Origin of the sequence: Luteimonas granuli (assembly GCF_007795095.1) — a bacterium.
Lineage (GTDB): Bacteria > Pseudomonadota > Gammaproteobacteria > Xanthomonadales > Xanthomonadaceae > Luteimonas > Luteimonas granuli.
In genome coordinates this window covers 2,178,554-2,191,939 of the sequence record NZ_CP042218.1, presented here as the reverse complement: position 1 = coordinate 2,191,939, position 13,386 = coordinate 2,178,554, and the positions used below count along the sequence as shown (strand labels likewise).

At 69.9% G+C, this 13,386-nt stretch carries 16 protein-coding genes; all 16 read right to left on the bottom strand.

Features of this window, described 5'->3' with window-relative positions:
* Window positions 1-54: 54 nt before the first annotated feature.
* Entirely contained in the window at window positions 55-708 is a 654-nt protein-coding gene (locus FPZ22_RS10085; RefSeq protein WP_144892645.1) for a cytochrome c3 family protein, read from the bottom strand.
* Window positions 705-1,241, bottom strand: coding sequence for a nitrate reductase cytochrome c-type subunit (locus FPZ22_RS10080; RefSeq protein WP_144892643.1), 537 nt, complete (start codon window positions 1,239-1,241; stop codon window positions 705-707). Before FPZ22_RS10080 ends, FPZ22_RS10085 begins: the two co-directional genes overlap by 4 nt.
* Before the next feature lies 1 nt (window position 1,242).
* Window positions 1,243-3,741, bottom strand: coding sequence for a periplasmic nitrate reductase subunit alpha (gene napA, locus FPZ22_RS10075; protein ID WP_144892641.1), 2,499 nt, complete (start codon window positions 3,739-3,741; stop codon window positions 1,243-1,245).
* Window positions 3,738-4,007: a chaperone NapD gene (locus tag FPZ22_RS10070; protein WP_144892639.1), complete on the bottom strand. Its 270-nt coding sequence runs from the start codon at window positions 4,005-4,007 to the stop codon at window positions 3,738-3,740. Before FPZ22_RS10070 ends, napA begins: the two co-directional genes overlap by 4 nt.
* Window positions 3,997-4,533 carry a ferredoxin-type protein NapF gene (gene napF, locus FPZ22_RS10065; RefSeq protein WP_144892638.1) on the bottom strand — a complete coding sequence of 179 codons (537 nt, stop codon included), beginning with the start codon at window positions 4,531-4,533 and terminating at the stop codon, window positions 3,997-3,999. The genes FPZ22_RS10070 and napF overlap by 11 nt, the downstream gene beginning before the upstream one ends.
* 2 nt (window positions 4,534-4,535) lie before the next feature.
* On the bottom strand, window positions 4,536-4,697 hold the full coding sequence (locus FPZ22_RS10060; RefSeq protein ID WP_342779176.1) for a periplasmic nitrate reductase, NapE protein: 162 nt from the start codon (window positions 4,695-4,697) through the stop codon (window positions 4,536-4,538).
* Between the two features lie 66 nt (window positions 4,698-4,763).
* Complete coding sequence (locus FPZ22_RS10055) at window positions 4,764-6,743, bottom strand: potassium transporter Kup (protein WP_144892636.1); 1,980 nt, start codon at window positions 6,741-6,743, stop codon at window positions 4,764-4,766.
* A gap of 22 nt (window positions 6,744-6,765) precedes the next feature.
* Window positions 6,766-7,356 (bottom strand): Holliday junction branch migration protein RuvA, encoded by a 591-nt coding sequence (gene ruvA, locus FPZ22_RS10050; RefSeq protein WP_144892634.1) that lies wholly within the window; start codon window positions 7,354-7,356, stop codon window positions 6,766-6,768.
* The gene (gene ruvC / locus FPZ22_RS10045) at window positions 7,353-7,889 is read right to left on the bottom strand and encodes a crossover junction endodeoxyribonuclease RuvC (protein ID WP_144892632.1); all 537 of its coding nucleotides are present in this window, start codon (window positions 7,887-7,889) and stop codon (window positions 7,353-7,355) included. Before ruvC ends, ruvA begins: the two co-directional genes overlap by 4 nt.
* A gap of 20 nt (window positions 7,890-7,909) precedes the next feature.
* Entirely contained in the window at window positions 7,910-8,650 is a 741-nt protein-coding gene (locus FPZ22_RS10040) for a YebC/PmpR family DNA-binding transcriptional regulator (protein WP_144892630.1), read from the bottom strand.
* 67 nt (window positions 8,651-8,717) lie between these two features.
* Window positions 8,718-9,350 carry an esterase/lipase family protein gene (locus FPZ22_RS10035; protein ID WP_144892629.1) on the bottom strand — a complete coding sequence of 211 codons (633 nt, stop codon included), beginning with the start codon at window positions 9,348-9,350 and terminating at the stop codon, window positions 8,718-8,720.
* Window positions 9,347-9,883: a GNAT family N-acetyltransferase gene (locus tag FPZ22_RS10030; RefSeq protein WP_168198983.1), complete on the bottom strand. Its 537-nt coding sequence runs from the start codon at window positions 9,881-9,883 to the stop codon at window positions 9,347-9,349. The genes FPZ22_RS10035 and FPZ22_RS10030 overlap by 4 nt, the downstream gene beginning before the upstream one ends.
* Before the next feature lie 24 nt (window positions 9,884-9,907).
* Window positions 9,908-11,671, bottom strand: a complete 1,764-nt coding sequence (aspS, locus tag FPZ22_RS10025) for an aspartate--tRNA ligase (protein ID WP_144892625.1) — start codon at window positions 11,669-11,671, stop codon at window positions 9,908-9,910.
* 84 nt (window positions 11,672-11,755) lie between these two features.
* Entirely contained in the window at window positions 11,756-12,112 is a 357-nt protein-coding gene (locus tag FPZ22_RS10020) for an FmdB family zinc ribbon protein (RefSeq protein WP_144892623.1), read from the bottom strand.
* 79 nt (window positions 12,113-12,191) lie between these two features.
* Window positions 12,192-12,878, bottom strand: a complete 687-nt coding sequence (locus FPZ22_RS10015; protein WP_144892621.1) for a hypothetical protein — start codon at window positions 12,876-12,878, stop codon at window positions 12,192-12,194.
* A 41-nt stretch (window positions 12,879-12,919) separates the two neighbouring features.
* Window positions 12,920-13,372: a universal stress protein gene (locus tag FPZ22_RS10010; RefSeq protein ID WP_144892619.1), complete on the bottom strand. Its 453-nt coding sequence runs from the start codon at window positions 13,370-13,372 to the stop codon at window positions 12,920-12,922.
* Window positions 13,373-13,386: the final 14 nt, after the last annotated feature.

The window sequence follows — 13,386 nt, the reverse complement described above, 5'->3', positions numbered from 1 at the left end:
CGCCCCTACAGAAAGCTTCGCGGCTGTAGCCGCTCCTACAGGAGCAGGACGCGGTCAGTGCGGTGACGGCAGGCCGGTCGTCGTCGCGGCCGACCCCGCCTGGATCCCCTGCGGAATGCCGGTCATGTCGGGCAGCCTGTGGGCGATGCCCTTGTGGCAGTCGATGCAGGTCGCCTGCCCCGTGGCCAGGTAGCTGCGGTGGATGAAGGCGGCACGGGTGGCCTGGCGGGTCAGGTCCATCGAGTTGTAGTCGTGGCAGTTGCGGCATTCCAGCGAGTCATTGGCCTTGAGCCGGTCCCACTCGTGCTGGGCCAGCTTCAGACGGTTGTCGAGGAACTTCTCGCGGGTGTTGATGGTGCCGAAGACCTTGCCCCAGACCTCCTTCGAAGCCTGCATCTTGCGCGCCATCTTGTCGGTCCAGTCATGCGGCACGTGGCAGTCGGGACAGCTGGCCCGCACGCCGGAGCGGTTGCTGTAGTGGATGGTGGGCTTCAGCTCCTCGAAGACGTTGGCCTCCATCTCGTGACAGCTGGTGCAGAAGGCTTCCGTGTTGGTCGCCTCCAGCGCGGTGTTGAAGCCGCCCCAGAACACGATGCCCGCGATGAAGCCGCCCAGGGTCAGGAAGCCCAGGCTCAGCGTGCGGGCCGGCCGGTTGAACTGCCCCCAGAACGAGACCAGCCCCTCGCGGGTGCGCCGCACCAGCCTCATTGCATGCGCTCCGAACGCAGGACCTCGTCGATGTCCCTGAAGCCGTTGGCCACCAGCGGTTGCGCGTCGGTCTGGGTCACATGGCACTGCACGCAGAAGTAGCGCCGCGGCGACACCTCGGCCAGGAACTGGTCGTCCCGGTCCATGTAGTGGGTCACGCTGACCGGGGGCGCCTGGAAATCCGCGGCGGTGCTGCGCGCGTGGCAGAGCATGCAGCGGTTGGAGTTCAGGTCCACCTGGTAGCCGTCGATGCTGTGCGGGATGGTCGGCGGCTGCATGGGGTAGGCGCGCTGGCGCGTCATGTCGAAGTTCTCGACGTTGGCCAGCGGCAGCGGCGTGACCTCGGTGGTGATGGGCACGTTCCGGCGCAACGGGTCGATGTCATGGGCGGGGTTGCCGCGTGCGCTGACCGGCGGCGCGGGCGGGCGGATCTCGGGGCCGGCATCGCGCTCGCCGCAGGCGGCGAGCAGCAGCGGCAGCACGGCGACCGCCAGCAGGGCGGCCAGGGCACGGGTCGTCGATATCAGGCGCATGTCAGGCTCCCACCGCGACGACCTTGGCCGCGCACTTCTTGAAGTCGGTCTGCTTGGAGATCGGGTCGGTCGCGTCCAGCGTGACCTTGTTGATCAGCTGGGCGGCGTCGAACCAGGGCACGAAGACCACGCCGCGCGGCATGCGGTTGCGGCCGCGGGTCTCGACGCGGGTGCGCATGGCGCCGCGGCGCGAGGCCACTTCGACCTCGTCGCCGCGCTTGAGCCCGCGCGCCTTCGCGTCGTCGGGGTGCATGAACACCACCGCCGAGGGCACCGCCCGGTACAGCTCCGGGATGCGCATGGTCATCGAGCCAGAGTGCCAGTGTTCCAGCACGCGCCCGGTGACCAGCCACAGGTCGTACTCGTCGTCCGGGGACTCGGCCGGCGGCTCGTAGGGCAGCGCCCAGATCACCGCCTTGCCGTCGGGGTTGCCATAGAACTCGAAGCCTGCACCGGGCTTGACGTACGGATCCTCGCCCTCGCGGTAGCGCCAGCGGGTCTCCTTGCCGTCGACCACCGGCCAGCGCAGGCCGCGGACCTGATGGTAGGTGTCGAAGGGCGCGAGGTCGTGGGCGTGGCCGCGGCCGAATTCGGCGTATTCCTCGAACAGGCCCTTCTGCGGGTAGAAGCCGAAGGCCTCGGCCTCGTGGTTGGCGTAGCCCGCTTCGATCTCGTCCACGCCGAAGGCGTCGACCTTGCCGTTGCGGAACAGCACCTCGAACAGGGTCTTGCCGCGGAACTCCGGATTGGCGGCCAGGACCTCCTCCGGCCAGCACTCGTCGGTGGTGAAGCGCTTGGAGAACTCCATCAGCTGCCAGAGGTCCGACCTCGCCTCGCCCGGCGCGTCGACCAGCTGGTGCCAGAAGTGCGTGCGGCGCTCCGCGTTGCCGTAGGCGCCCTCCTTCTCCACCCACATCGCCGTGGGCAGGATCAGGTCCGCCGCCTGGCAGGTGACGGTGGGATAGGCATCGGACACCACGATGAAGTTGTCCGGGTTGCGATAGCCCGGGTAGCCCTCTTCGAGGATGTTGGCCGAAGCCTGCATGTTGTTGTTGACCTGCACCCAGTAGGCGTTGAGCTTGCCGTCCTTCAGCGCGCGGTTCTGCTCGACCGCGTGGTAGCCGACCTTCTCCTTGATGATCCCGCGCGGGACCTTCCAGATGTCCTCGGCCATCGCCCGGTGCTCGGGGTTGGTCACCACCATGTCCGCGGGCAGGCGGTGGCTGAAGGTTCCGACCTCGCGCGCGGTGCCGCAGGCGGAAGGCTGCCCGGTCAGCGAGAACGGGCTGTTGCCCGGGGTCGCGATCTTCCCGGTCAGCAGGTGGATGTTGTAGACCATGTTGTTGGCCCACGTGCCGCGCGTGTGCTGGTTGAAGCCCATGGTCCAGAACGACATCACCTTGATGTCGGGGTTCGCGTACAGCTCGGCCAGCTGCTCCAGCCAGCCGCGCTCGACGCCGGTCATCTCGACCGCCTTCTCCAGCGTGTACGGCGCGACGAAGGCCGCGAACTCGTCGAAGCCGATCGGCGTGCCGCCGTTGGCGTCGTCGGCGTTCTTCGCCGCCACCTGCAGCGGATGCTCGGGGCGCAGGCCGTAGCCGATGTCGTCGTTGCCGCGCTTGAAGGTGGTGTGCCTGTCGACGAAGTCGCGGTTGACCTTGCCCGACCGGATGATGTGGTTGGCGATGTAGTTCAGGATCACCAGGTCGGTCTGGGGCTTGAACACCATCGGGATGTCGGCGAGGTCGAAGCTGCGGTGCTCGAATGTCGACAGCACCGCGACCTTGACGTGCGGGTTAGACAGCCGGCGGTCGGTCACCCGGGTCCAGAGGATCGGGTGCATCTCGGCCATGTTCGAGCCCCAGAGCACGAAGGCGTCCGCGGCCTCGATGTCGTCGTAGCAGCCCATCGGCTCGTCCATGCCGAAGGTGCGCATGAAGCCGGTGACCGCGGACGCCATGCAGTGGCGCGCGTTGGGATCGATGTGGTTGCTGCGGAAGCCGGCCTTCATCAGCTTGTTGGCCGCGTAGCCCTCCCACACCGTCCACTGGCCGGAGCCGAACATGCCGATGCCGTCGCCGCCCTTGGCCTTCAGCACCGCGCGGAACTTCTCCTCCATCACGTCGAAGGCCTCGTCCCAGCTCACCGGGGTGAACTCGCCCTCCTTGTGGAAGACGCCGTCGCGCTTGCGCAGCAGTGGCGTGGTCAGGCGGTCGGCGCCGTACATCACCTTGGAGAGGAAATAGCCCTTGACGCAGTTCAGGCCCTTGTTCACTTCGGCCAGCACGTCGCCGTGGGTGGCGACCACGCGGCCGTTGCGCACCGCGACGTTGATGCCGCAGCCGGTGCCGCAGTAGCGGCACGGCGCCTTGCTCCATTTCAGTTCGCGGTTGCCCTCAACCACCGCTTCGGCGAGCTTCGCCGGCAGCGGCAGGCCCGCGGCGGCGGCGGCGCTGGCGACGGCGGTGTTGCGGATGAATTCGCGGCGGCTGGTGGTCATCCAGTCGGCTCCTGTGGCTCGATGTGGTGGTAGACGAGGTTGACGGTCACGACGCCCGGCAGGGCGTGCAGCATGTCGATGTTGGCCATCAGGCCGGCGGTGCCGTCGCTTTCCTGGACCAGCACGCTGCGGGTCTCGTCCTGCAGCGCGATCTCCAGGCCTTCGGCGGCGTCGACCGCCTCGGCCAGCGCCGGCAGGGCTTCGGGATGGTGGCGGACCACCAGGCTGGCGAGGTGCCACTCGCGGCGGGCGGCATCAGGCTTCATCGGCCACCTCCCGCGGCGCATGGGCGAGGCTGATGGCGGCGCTCGGACAGCCGGCGACGCAGGCACCGCAGCCGGTGCAGCGGTCGGCGTCGATGCGCGGCACCGGGACGGCGCGTGTGGGCGGAAAGCGGATCGCGGCTTCGCCACAGGCGTCGCGGCAGCTGGAGCAGACGATGCCGCGAGCGGTCAGGCAGGCCTCGCCCACCCGCGCGCGCAGCGTCCAGGGAAGCGCGGAAACGGAGTTGAACGCCGGCGCGGCGCAGGCCGACGCGCAGTCGCCGCAGAAGGTGCATTCGCCGCGACCGGGATCGAATTCCGGCAGCCGGCCGCCGCCAAGGTGCAGCACATTCTCGGGACAGGCGGTCACGCAATCGCCGCAGCCGGTGCAGGCATCGACGAAACGCGGTTCGTCCAGCGCCCAGGGCGGGCGCAGCGGCGGCGGCCCGTGCAGGCGGCCGCGCAGCAGGGCCCGGCGCCCGGGGTCCGGGAGGCTGGTCGCGACGGGGCTGGCAACAGCACGTCCCATGCTCAACCGGTCGGTGGCCCGGCGACGAACATCTGCCAGAACCAGACGGCGAAGCCGTAGCCGCCGACGATCATCACCGAGAGGATCGGGAACAGCACCACGGTGATGAAAAGGAAGAGGATCAGCTCCCTTCGCTGGGTCGGCTGGCCGGTTTCCGCGTCCAAGGCGCGCTCCGCTGGCATTGGCTTGATGGACGCAAAGCCTAGCGTCTATGCCGCGCAGTGACCAGCTCAGATTTCCACCTGGGATCCAAGCTCCACGAGGCGGTTGCCGGGAATGCGGAAGTATGCGTTGGCCGGTGCGGCATTGCGGTGCATCACCGCGAAGACCCGCGCCCGCCACAGCGGCATCCCCACGTGGCGGGATGCCACGATGGATTCGCGGCTCGTGAAGTACGTGGTTTCCATCGGGTCCACGTCCAGGCCTTCGATGTCGCACCCGCTCATCAGCGCCAGCGGCACGTCCGGCATCTCCATGAAGCCGAAGCGCACCGCCACCCGGTAGAAATCGTCGCCGATGCCGTGCAGTTCGATCCGGCGCTCGCGGGGCGCATACGGCACGGTCAGCGTTTCCACCGTCAGGAACAGGTTGCGCTCGTGCAGCACCTTGTTGTGCTTGAGGTTGTGCATCAAGGCGTGCGGCACCACGCCCGGATCGCTGGTCATGAAGATGGCCGTGCCCGGCACCCGCACCGGCGGCGCCAGCATCAGGCCGCTGATGAAGGTGTCCAGGCGCAGGCCGTCCGCCTGCACGGCCTCGCGCAGGATCTGGCGGCCCCGGCGCCAGGTCCGCAGCAGGGTGAACAGCACGATGCCCAGCACCACCGGGAACCAGCCGCCCTGCGGGATCTTGGCGCCGTTGGCGACCACGAAGGCGACGTCGAAGAAGAAGAATCCGACGCAGGATGGCAGCACCCAGCGCCGCGCCTTCGGCCACAGCGCGCGCGCGACGATCGCCAGCAGCAGGGTGTCGATCAGCATCGTCATCGATACCGAGATGCCATAGGCGGTGGCCAGCGCCGACGAGGTCCGGAAGCTCAGCACCAGCAGGATCACGATCACCGCCATCGACCAGTTGATGGCAGGAATGTAGATCTGGCCGATGGTCTCGCTGGAGGTGTGCTGGATGCGCATGCGCGGGATGTAGCCCAACTGCATGGCCTGGCGCGCCACCGAGAAGCCGCCGGTGATCACCGCCTGCGAGGCGATCACCGTCGCCGCGGTGGCGAGCACGATCATCGGCCAGCGGCCCCACTCCGGCACTCCGATGAAGAACGGGTTGCGGATCGCCTCGGGATCCTCGAGCACCAGCGCGCCCTGGCCCAGGTAGTTGAGCATCAGCGAGGGCAGGACGAACCAGTACCAGCCGAGCCGGATGGGCCGGGCGCCGAAGTGGCCCATGTCGGTGTAGATCGCCTCGCCGCCGGTGACCGCCAGCACCACCGCGCCGAGGATGAACACCCCGCCCCAGCTGTGCTCGACGAAGAAGCGCGCCCCCCACAGCGGGTTGATGGCCTTCAGCACTTCCGGGTCGTGGACGATGTTGACGACCCCCAGCACCGCCAGGCTCAGGAACCAGAGGATCATCACCGGGCCGAAGATCCGGCCGACCCTGTGGGTGCCGAAACGCTGGGTCCCGAACAGCACGCCCAGCACCACCACCGTGATCGGGATGATCCAGTTCCCGAGCCGGGGTGCCACGACCTCCAGGCCCTCGACCGCCGACAGCACCGAGATCGCCGGCGTGATCACGCCGTCGCCGAAGAACAGCGAGGCGCCGAACACACCCAGCAGGCCGACCAGGTACACCGACTTCGATCCGGGCTTCAGGCTGCGCTGGGCCAGCGCCATCAGCGCCATGATGCCGCCCTCGCCCTCGTTGTCGGCGCGCATGATGATGGTGACGTACTTGAAGGTCACCACGACCGTGAGCGCCCAGAAGACGAGCGAGAGGATGCCGAGCACGGTGTCGTGGTCGGCGGTCAGGCCGTAGTGCGGGTTGAAGGCCTCGCGCAGGGTGTACAGCGGGCTGGTGCCGATGTCGCCGAAGACCACGCCGATCGCGCCGACGACGAGACCCGTGAGGCCGATCTTGCCGTGGCCGCCATCCGCGCGCCGCTCGCGGCCGTCCGCGCGCGCGGCACCGTTTCCTTGTGCGCGGCCTCGTGCGCCCTGGATCGGGACGGCCGGCTTCGGGGTACCTGCTGACATGGGGATTCCGGGGCGGGTCGACTCAGCGAAGCGCGGACTGTAGCGCCTTTCGGATGATGGTTTCCGCCGCGTCGCCGTCGGTGTGCGCGGCACGCGCCATGCGCTGGGCCTCGGCCGGCTTGTAGCCCAGCTGCTGCAGGGCCACGGTGGCCTCGGACAGCGGATCGGCGGGCACGCCGGCCGCGGGCAGCGCCGCCCCCCCGCCCACGATCGCCTCGGCGCGGTCGCGCAGCTCGACCACGATGCGCTCCGCTGTCTTCTTGCCGATCCCCGGGATCCGGGTCAGCGCGGTCACGTCGCCGGCCTGTACCAGGCGCGCGAATTCCTCCACGCTGGCGCCGGACAGGATCGCCAGCGCGATCTTCGCGCCGATGCCGCTGACCCGCTGCACGTCGCGGAACAGGCGGCGCTCGGCCTCGGACGCGAAGCCGTACAGCGACACCGAGTCGTCGCGCTGGGCGTAGTGCGTGAACAGCGAGACCTCTTTCCCGAGCACCGGCAGCTCGTAGAAGGTGCTCATGGGCGCCTCCAGCTCGTAGCCGACGCCGTTGACGTCGACCACCAGCCAGGGCGGGGACTTGTGGGCGAGCACGCCCCGCAGGCGTCCGATCATCGGCGGCTCCAGGCCAGTCGTGCATCGATACCCAGGCGCAGCGCGCTGGCGCGGGTATGGGCGTGGGTGATGGCGATCGCCAGGGCGTCGGCGGCGTCGGCCTGCAGGCGGCCCTTGAGCCCCAGCACGGCGCCGACCATGTGTTGCACCTGGGCCTTGTCGGCGGCGCCGCTGCCGACCAGGGCCAGCTTCACCTGGCGCGCGCCGTACTCGCTCACCGGCAGGTCGTGCATGACCACGGCGCAGATCGCGGCGCCGCGCGCCTGGCCGAGCTTGAGCGCGGAGTCCGCGTTCTTCGACACGAACACCTGCTCGATCGCGACCTCGTCCGGCCGGTGCTCTTCGACGATCGCGCGCAGGCCGTCGACCAGGCGGCGCAGGCGCTGGGGCAGGTCGCCGCGCGCGGCGGCGGCGCCGGCCAGGAGGTCCAGCGGGGCATGGAAGACGTGCGTGGCGCGGCCGGCGGCGTCGACGTCGATGATGCCGATGCCGGTGCGCTGCGAGCCCGGGTCGATGCCGAGGATCCTGGTCACGTGGCCGAGCTTACGCCGGATCAGGCGTAGGCGTCCTCGCCCAGGTCGGCGTTGGAGTAGACCGCCTGGACGTCGTCGATGTCCTCGAGCCATTCGAGCAGCTTGACCACCTGCTGCGCGGTCTCGCCTTCCACGGCGACGTCGTTGTCGGCGCGCATGGTGACCTCGGCCTGGTCGGGGACCACGCCGGCGGCGGCCATCGCGTCGCGCACCGCGATGAAGTCCTCCTGCGAGGCCAGCACGTCGATGGAGCCGTCTTCCGGGTAGACGACGATGTCCTCGGCACCCGCCTCGATCGCGGCGTTGGTGATCGTCTCCTCGTCCGCTCCCGGCGCGAAGCTGAGCACGCCGAGCTTGCGGAACATGAAGGCGACCGAGCCGTCGGTGCCGAGATTGCCGCCGAACTTGCCGAAGGCGTGGCGCACGTCGGCCACGGTCCGCACCTTGTTGTCGGTCAGGCAGTCGACGATCACCGCCACGCCGCCGGGCGCATAGCCCTCGTAGCGGATCTCTTCGTAGCTGACGCCTTCCAGTTCGCCGGTGGCCTTCTTGATGGCGCGCTCGATGACGTCCTTGGTCATGTTCGCGCCCAGTGCCTTGTCCATGGCGGTGCGCAGGCGGGGATTCCCCGCGGGGTCCCCGCCACCGGCACGCGCGGCGACCGAGATCTCACGGATGATCTTGGTGAAGATCTTGCCCCGCTTCGCGTCCTGCGCGTTCTTGCGGTGCTGGATGTTCGCCCACTTGGAATGACCTGCCATGGAACTGCCTGCGAACCCTGATGGAAGGGCTGCGATTATAGGCCGGCCCCTCCGCAGGCGCCGGCGGTCACCGCGGGAACCGTCCCTGCGCCAGAAACCCGGCCACCTGCCGCACCGCCTCGTCCGAGAACAGCAGTCCGCTGTGCGAGGCGTCGATCACGATGTGGTCGGCAAGTCCCGGCGCCCGCGTCTCCTCCACCTCCACCGTGCCGTCGTGCGGGCCCTCGAAGCGTGCCACCAGGGCACCCAGTCCGCGCGGCCGGCGGCCGGCGACCATGCCGACGTCGACGCCGGGCGGCATCACCACGCAGCCGGCGCGCAGCAGCGCCGCGCTGCGGCCGAGGTACAGCGTGGTCAGCGCGCGGCGCGACATCACCTTCGCCACGCCGCTCCCGCACAGCGGCGTGCCCAGGCAGGCGACGCGCGCAACCGGCAGGGAGGGTTCGGCGCGCAGTGCCTCGAGCGCCATCAGCCCGCCGAGACTGTGGCCGACGAGGTGCGTCGGCGGGCCGTTCCGCAGTCGGTCGCGGATGCCGCGCACGGCCGCGTCCGTGCTGCCGACGATGCTGCGGTAGCCGACGATGCCGGTCGACCAGCCCCGCGCGCGCAGCCCGGCCGCGAAGCGGCGCATCGCCAGCGGCGGCATCCACAGGCCGTGGAGCAGCAGGACCCGACCCGCGACGGACGATCGCACACTCATTCCCGGTGCACCGGGTACGGCTTCGTGCGGCGCAGGATGAATTCACGGTCGCGGACCCGGCCTACCGGAAACAGGTATTCGCCCACGGGCTCGAAGCCCCGGCGCGCGTAGAAGCGCTGGGCGCCATGGTTCCCGGACCAGACGCCGATCCACAGGCCGCAGGGGCCGTTGCGCTGCAGCCATTCCATCACCGCGTCGAACATCTTCCCGCCCCAGCCGCCGGACTGGTACGGGGCCAGCAGGTACAGGCGCTTGAGCTCGCCGTCGCCGGGCGCGACCTCCGGGTGCGGCAGGCCGCAGGGGCCCGCTGCGGCATGGCCGACGGCCTCGCCGTCGTCCTCCAGCAGCCAGACCGCGTAATCGGGATGCGACAGGATCACCCGCTGCCGGTCTTCGGCGTAGGCCTCGGCGATGAAGGCGGCAAGGTCCTCCGGCGGATAGAGGTGACCGAAGGTTTCGGTGAACGTGCGCGCCGAGAGCCGGGACAGGGTCCCGGCGTCTTCGGGGGTGGCGCGGCGGATGGTCATGGACATGGGGGACCCTGCCGCCATCCCCGCCTAAGCGCCGTCCTTCGCCCGCACCGCGACGTGCACCTCCGCCAGCTGCGCGTCCTCGATCGGCGACGGTGCGCCGGTCATCAGGCACTGCGCGGTGGTGGTCTTGGGGAAGGCGATGACGTCACGGATGGATTCGGTGCCCGCCATGAGCGCGGCGATGCGGTCGATACCGAAGGCGATGCCACCGTGCGGCGGCGCGCCGTACTTCAGCGCGTCGAGCAGGAAGCCGAACTTGGCCTGCTGCTCCTCCGCGCCGATGCCCAGCAGCTCGAACACCGCCGACTGCATCGCCGGGCGGTGGATGCGGATCGAGCCGCCGCCGATCTCGTTGCCGTTGAGCACCATGTCGTAGCCGCGGCTGGTCGCGGTACGCGCGTTGGCGCGCAACTCGTCGACGTCGTCCACGGCCGGCGCGGTGAAGGGGTGGTGCAGGGCCACGAAGCGCTGCGCCTCGTCGTCCCATTCGAACATCGGGAAGTCGGTGACCCAGAGCGGCTTCCAGCTGTCCTCGACCAGCTTGAAATCCCTGCCGGCCTTGAGGCGCACCGCACCCATGAAATCGCTGACGGTGTTGAAGGCGCCGGCGCCGAAGAACACGATGTCGCCCTTGTCCGCGCCCACGTGCGCCAGCAGCGCCGCGAACGCGGCCTCGTCGAAGAACTTGGCCACCGGCGAGTTCACCGCACCGTCCTCGCCGAGCTTCGCGTAGGCCAGGCCCTTCGCGCCGTACTTCGCCGCGTGCGCGGCGTACTCGTCGATCTGTTTGCGCGAAAGCGCCGCGCCGCCGGGAATGCGCAGCGCGCACACGCGCATGCCGTCCACGCCGGCGGCATCGGTGAAGACCTTGAACTGCGAGTCCTTGACCAGCGCGTCCACATCCACCAGCTCCAGCGCGATGCGCAGGTCCGGCTTGTCGGAACCGTAGCGGCGCATGGCCTCGGCCCAGGTCATGCGCGGGAAGGCGTCGAGTTCGACGCCGGCCACCTCGCGGAACACGTCGCGCACCATCCCTTCGACCGTGTCCTGCACGGTTTTCTCGTCGACCCAGGCGAACTCCATGTCGAGCTGGGTGAACTCCAGCTGGCGGTCGGCACGCAGGGCCTCGTCGCGGAAGCAGCGCGCGATCTGGTAGTAGCGGTCGAAGCCGGCGACCATCAGGATCTGCTTGAACAGCTGCGGGCTCTGCGGCAGGGCGTAGAACTCGCCGGAGTGCATGCGAGCGGGCACCAGGAAGTCGCGCGCGCCCTCGGGCGTGGCCTTGGTCAGGATCGGGGTCTCGATGTCCTGGAAGCCGCGCGCGTCCAGCCAGCGACGCAGCGCCGCGACCAGCTTCGTGCGCGTGCGCATGCGGCGCTGCATTTCCGGGCTGCGCAGGTCGAGGTAGCGGTACTTCAGGCGGATGTCCTCGCCCGGGTTCTCATGGTGGTGGAAGGGCAGCGGCTCGGCCTTGTTCAGCACCTCGATCGCGGTCGCGACCACCTCCACCTGCCCGGTCGGGATCTTCGGATTCACAGACTCGCGGCGGCGCACGCTGCCGGTCACGCGCAGGCAGTCCTCGTAGCCCACCTTCGCGGCCGTGGCGACCACGGCCGCATTGCCCTCGGCGTCCGACGGCTCGGCCACCACCTGGACGATGCCCTCATGGTCGCGCAGGTCGATGAAGCACAGGCCGCCGAGGTCGCGGGCGACGTCGGCCCAGCCGCAGAGGGTGACGGTCTGGCCGATCAGCGACTCGTCGATCAGGCCGCAGAAGTGGGTACGCATGGGGGCTCCGGACGCGGAAAACGGGCCGCCGGTCAGGCGGAGCCGCATAGTTTAACGGTGGGGACCGCGCTGGCGGCTCCCGCGTCAGGGTGCGGCGGGCGCGGGGTCGGCCTTTGCCGCAGCGGCGCCGGCCTTCGGCGTGACGGTGCCGGGGCTCCCGTCGCCCTTGGGCGCTGCATCGCCCGACGGCTTCGCGCCGGCGTCGGCCCTGCCGGCGCCCTCGCCGCCTTCGGCCAGGTTGCGCTTGCGGTCGCCGTCCTTCTTGAAGTCGGTCTCGTACCAGCCGCTGCCGGCCAGCCGGAACGAAGGCGCCGTCAGCTGGCGCGCCACGCCGCCGCTCACGCCGCAGGCCGGGCAGCTGTCCGGATCCGGGTCGGAAAGCTTCTGCAGACGGTCGAAGTCATGGTCGCAGGCGGCGCAGCGGTAGGCGTAGATAGGCATGGGCGGGAAGAATGAAGACAGCGGAAACTGCCCGCATTCTGGGGTCCCGCCCGCGCAAATCAAGCCGCGGCGGCCCGGGTCAGTCCGTGCTGCCCCAGGGCGCGGGCGGCTCGGCCACCGGCGTCGTCAGGTCGAACTCGACCTGGAACAGGCGCCCCGTGGGGTTCAGCCCGCCTTCCGGGCGCGAGAGTTCGTACAGGAAGCGGCTGCCGGGCTCGATCTCCATCGCCCAGGTGTTGGTGGTGGACACGTCCGCGCCGGTGCGGCCGAACAGCTCGATCGACTCCTGGTCCACCGGGAACTCCTGGCGCGCGGCCGTGCCCCCCGTGGTGGTCTCGCCGCCATACATGGTCTGCACGTCCGGACTGCCGTCCTGGTGGCGGTGGTCGTGCTTAAGGCGCAGGCCGGCGTCGGTGCGGGTCAGCACCCACGTGCGCGAATGGTCGTCGCCGACGTGGAAGGGCACGCGCAGTTCGCGCGTCGGGTCGTCGCAGCCGCGCACATGCATCACCAGCTCCTTGCCCTCGAAGGCGTCGGGCGTGGGCGAGGCGGGCTCGTTGGCGACGATGCGGCCGGCGAAGGCCTGGCCGCAGTGCGAGGCGAGCGCGGCCATGAAGGCATCGGCGGGCGCGGCGTCGGGCACCGCCGCGTCGAGCGCTTCCGCGCGCGGGTCGCCCGCGGCGGGCGCGGCCGGATCGTTGGACGGGGCGCAGGCGGCAAGGGCCACCAGCGCGGCGGAAAGCGCGGAGAGTCGGAAGATGTCCATCCGGACACCCTAACCTCCGCGCCCGCCGCGGGCAACGCGCGTCAGCCCGTCTTCGCCTGCCTGTAGACCAGCACCGGGATGGTGGAGTGCGTCAGCACCTTCAGCGTTTCGCTGCCCAGCACCAGGCCGCTGAGGCCGCGACGGCCGTGCGAGGCCATCGCGATCAGGTCGCAGCCGGCCTCGTCGGCGGTCGCGATGATCGCCTCCCAGGGATGCTCGCTCTCGACCATCCGCGACTGGCAGGGCACGCCCACCGCTTTCGCGCGCTCCTCCGCCTGCGCCAGGCGACGCGCGCCTTCCTCGCGCGCGATCTTCGTATAGGCCTCGTAGCCGCCGGCGAGCTGCTCGCCGGTGACGCCGTAGACGCGGATGGGCATGGTGGCGGTGAAAAAGACCACCGATGCGCCGACTTCCCTGGCGAAGGCGAGCCCCTGTTCGATCGCCCCGAGGGAAAGCTCGGAGCCGTCGGTGGGGATCAGGATCTGCTTGTACATGACTGCACTCCTCC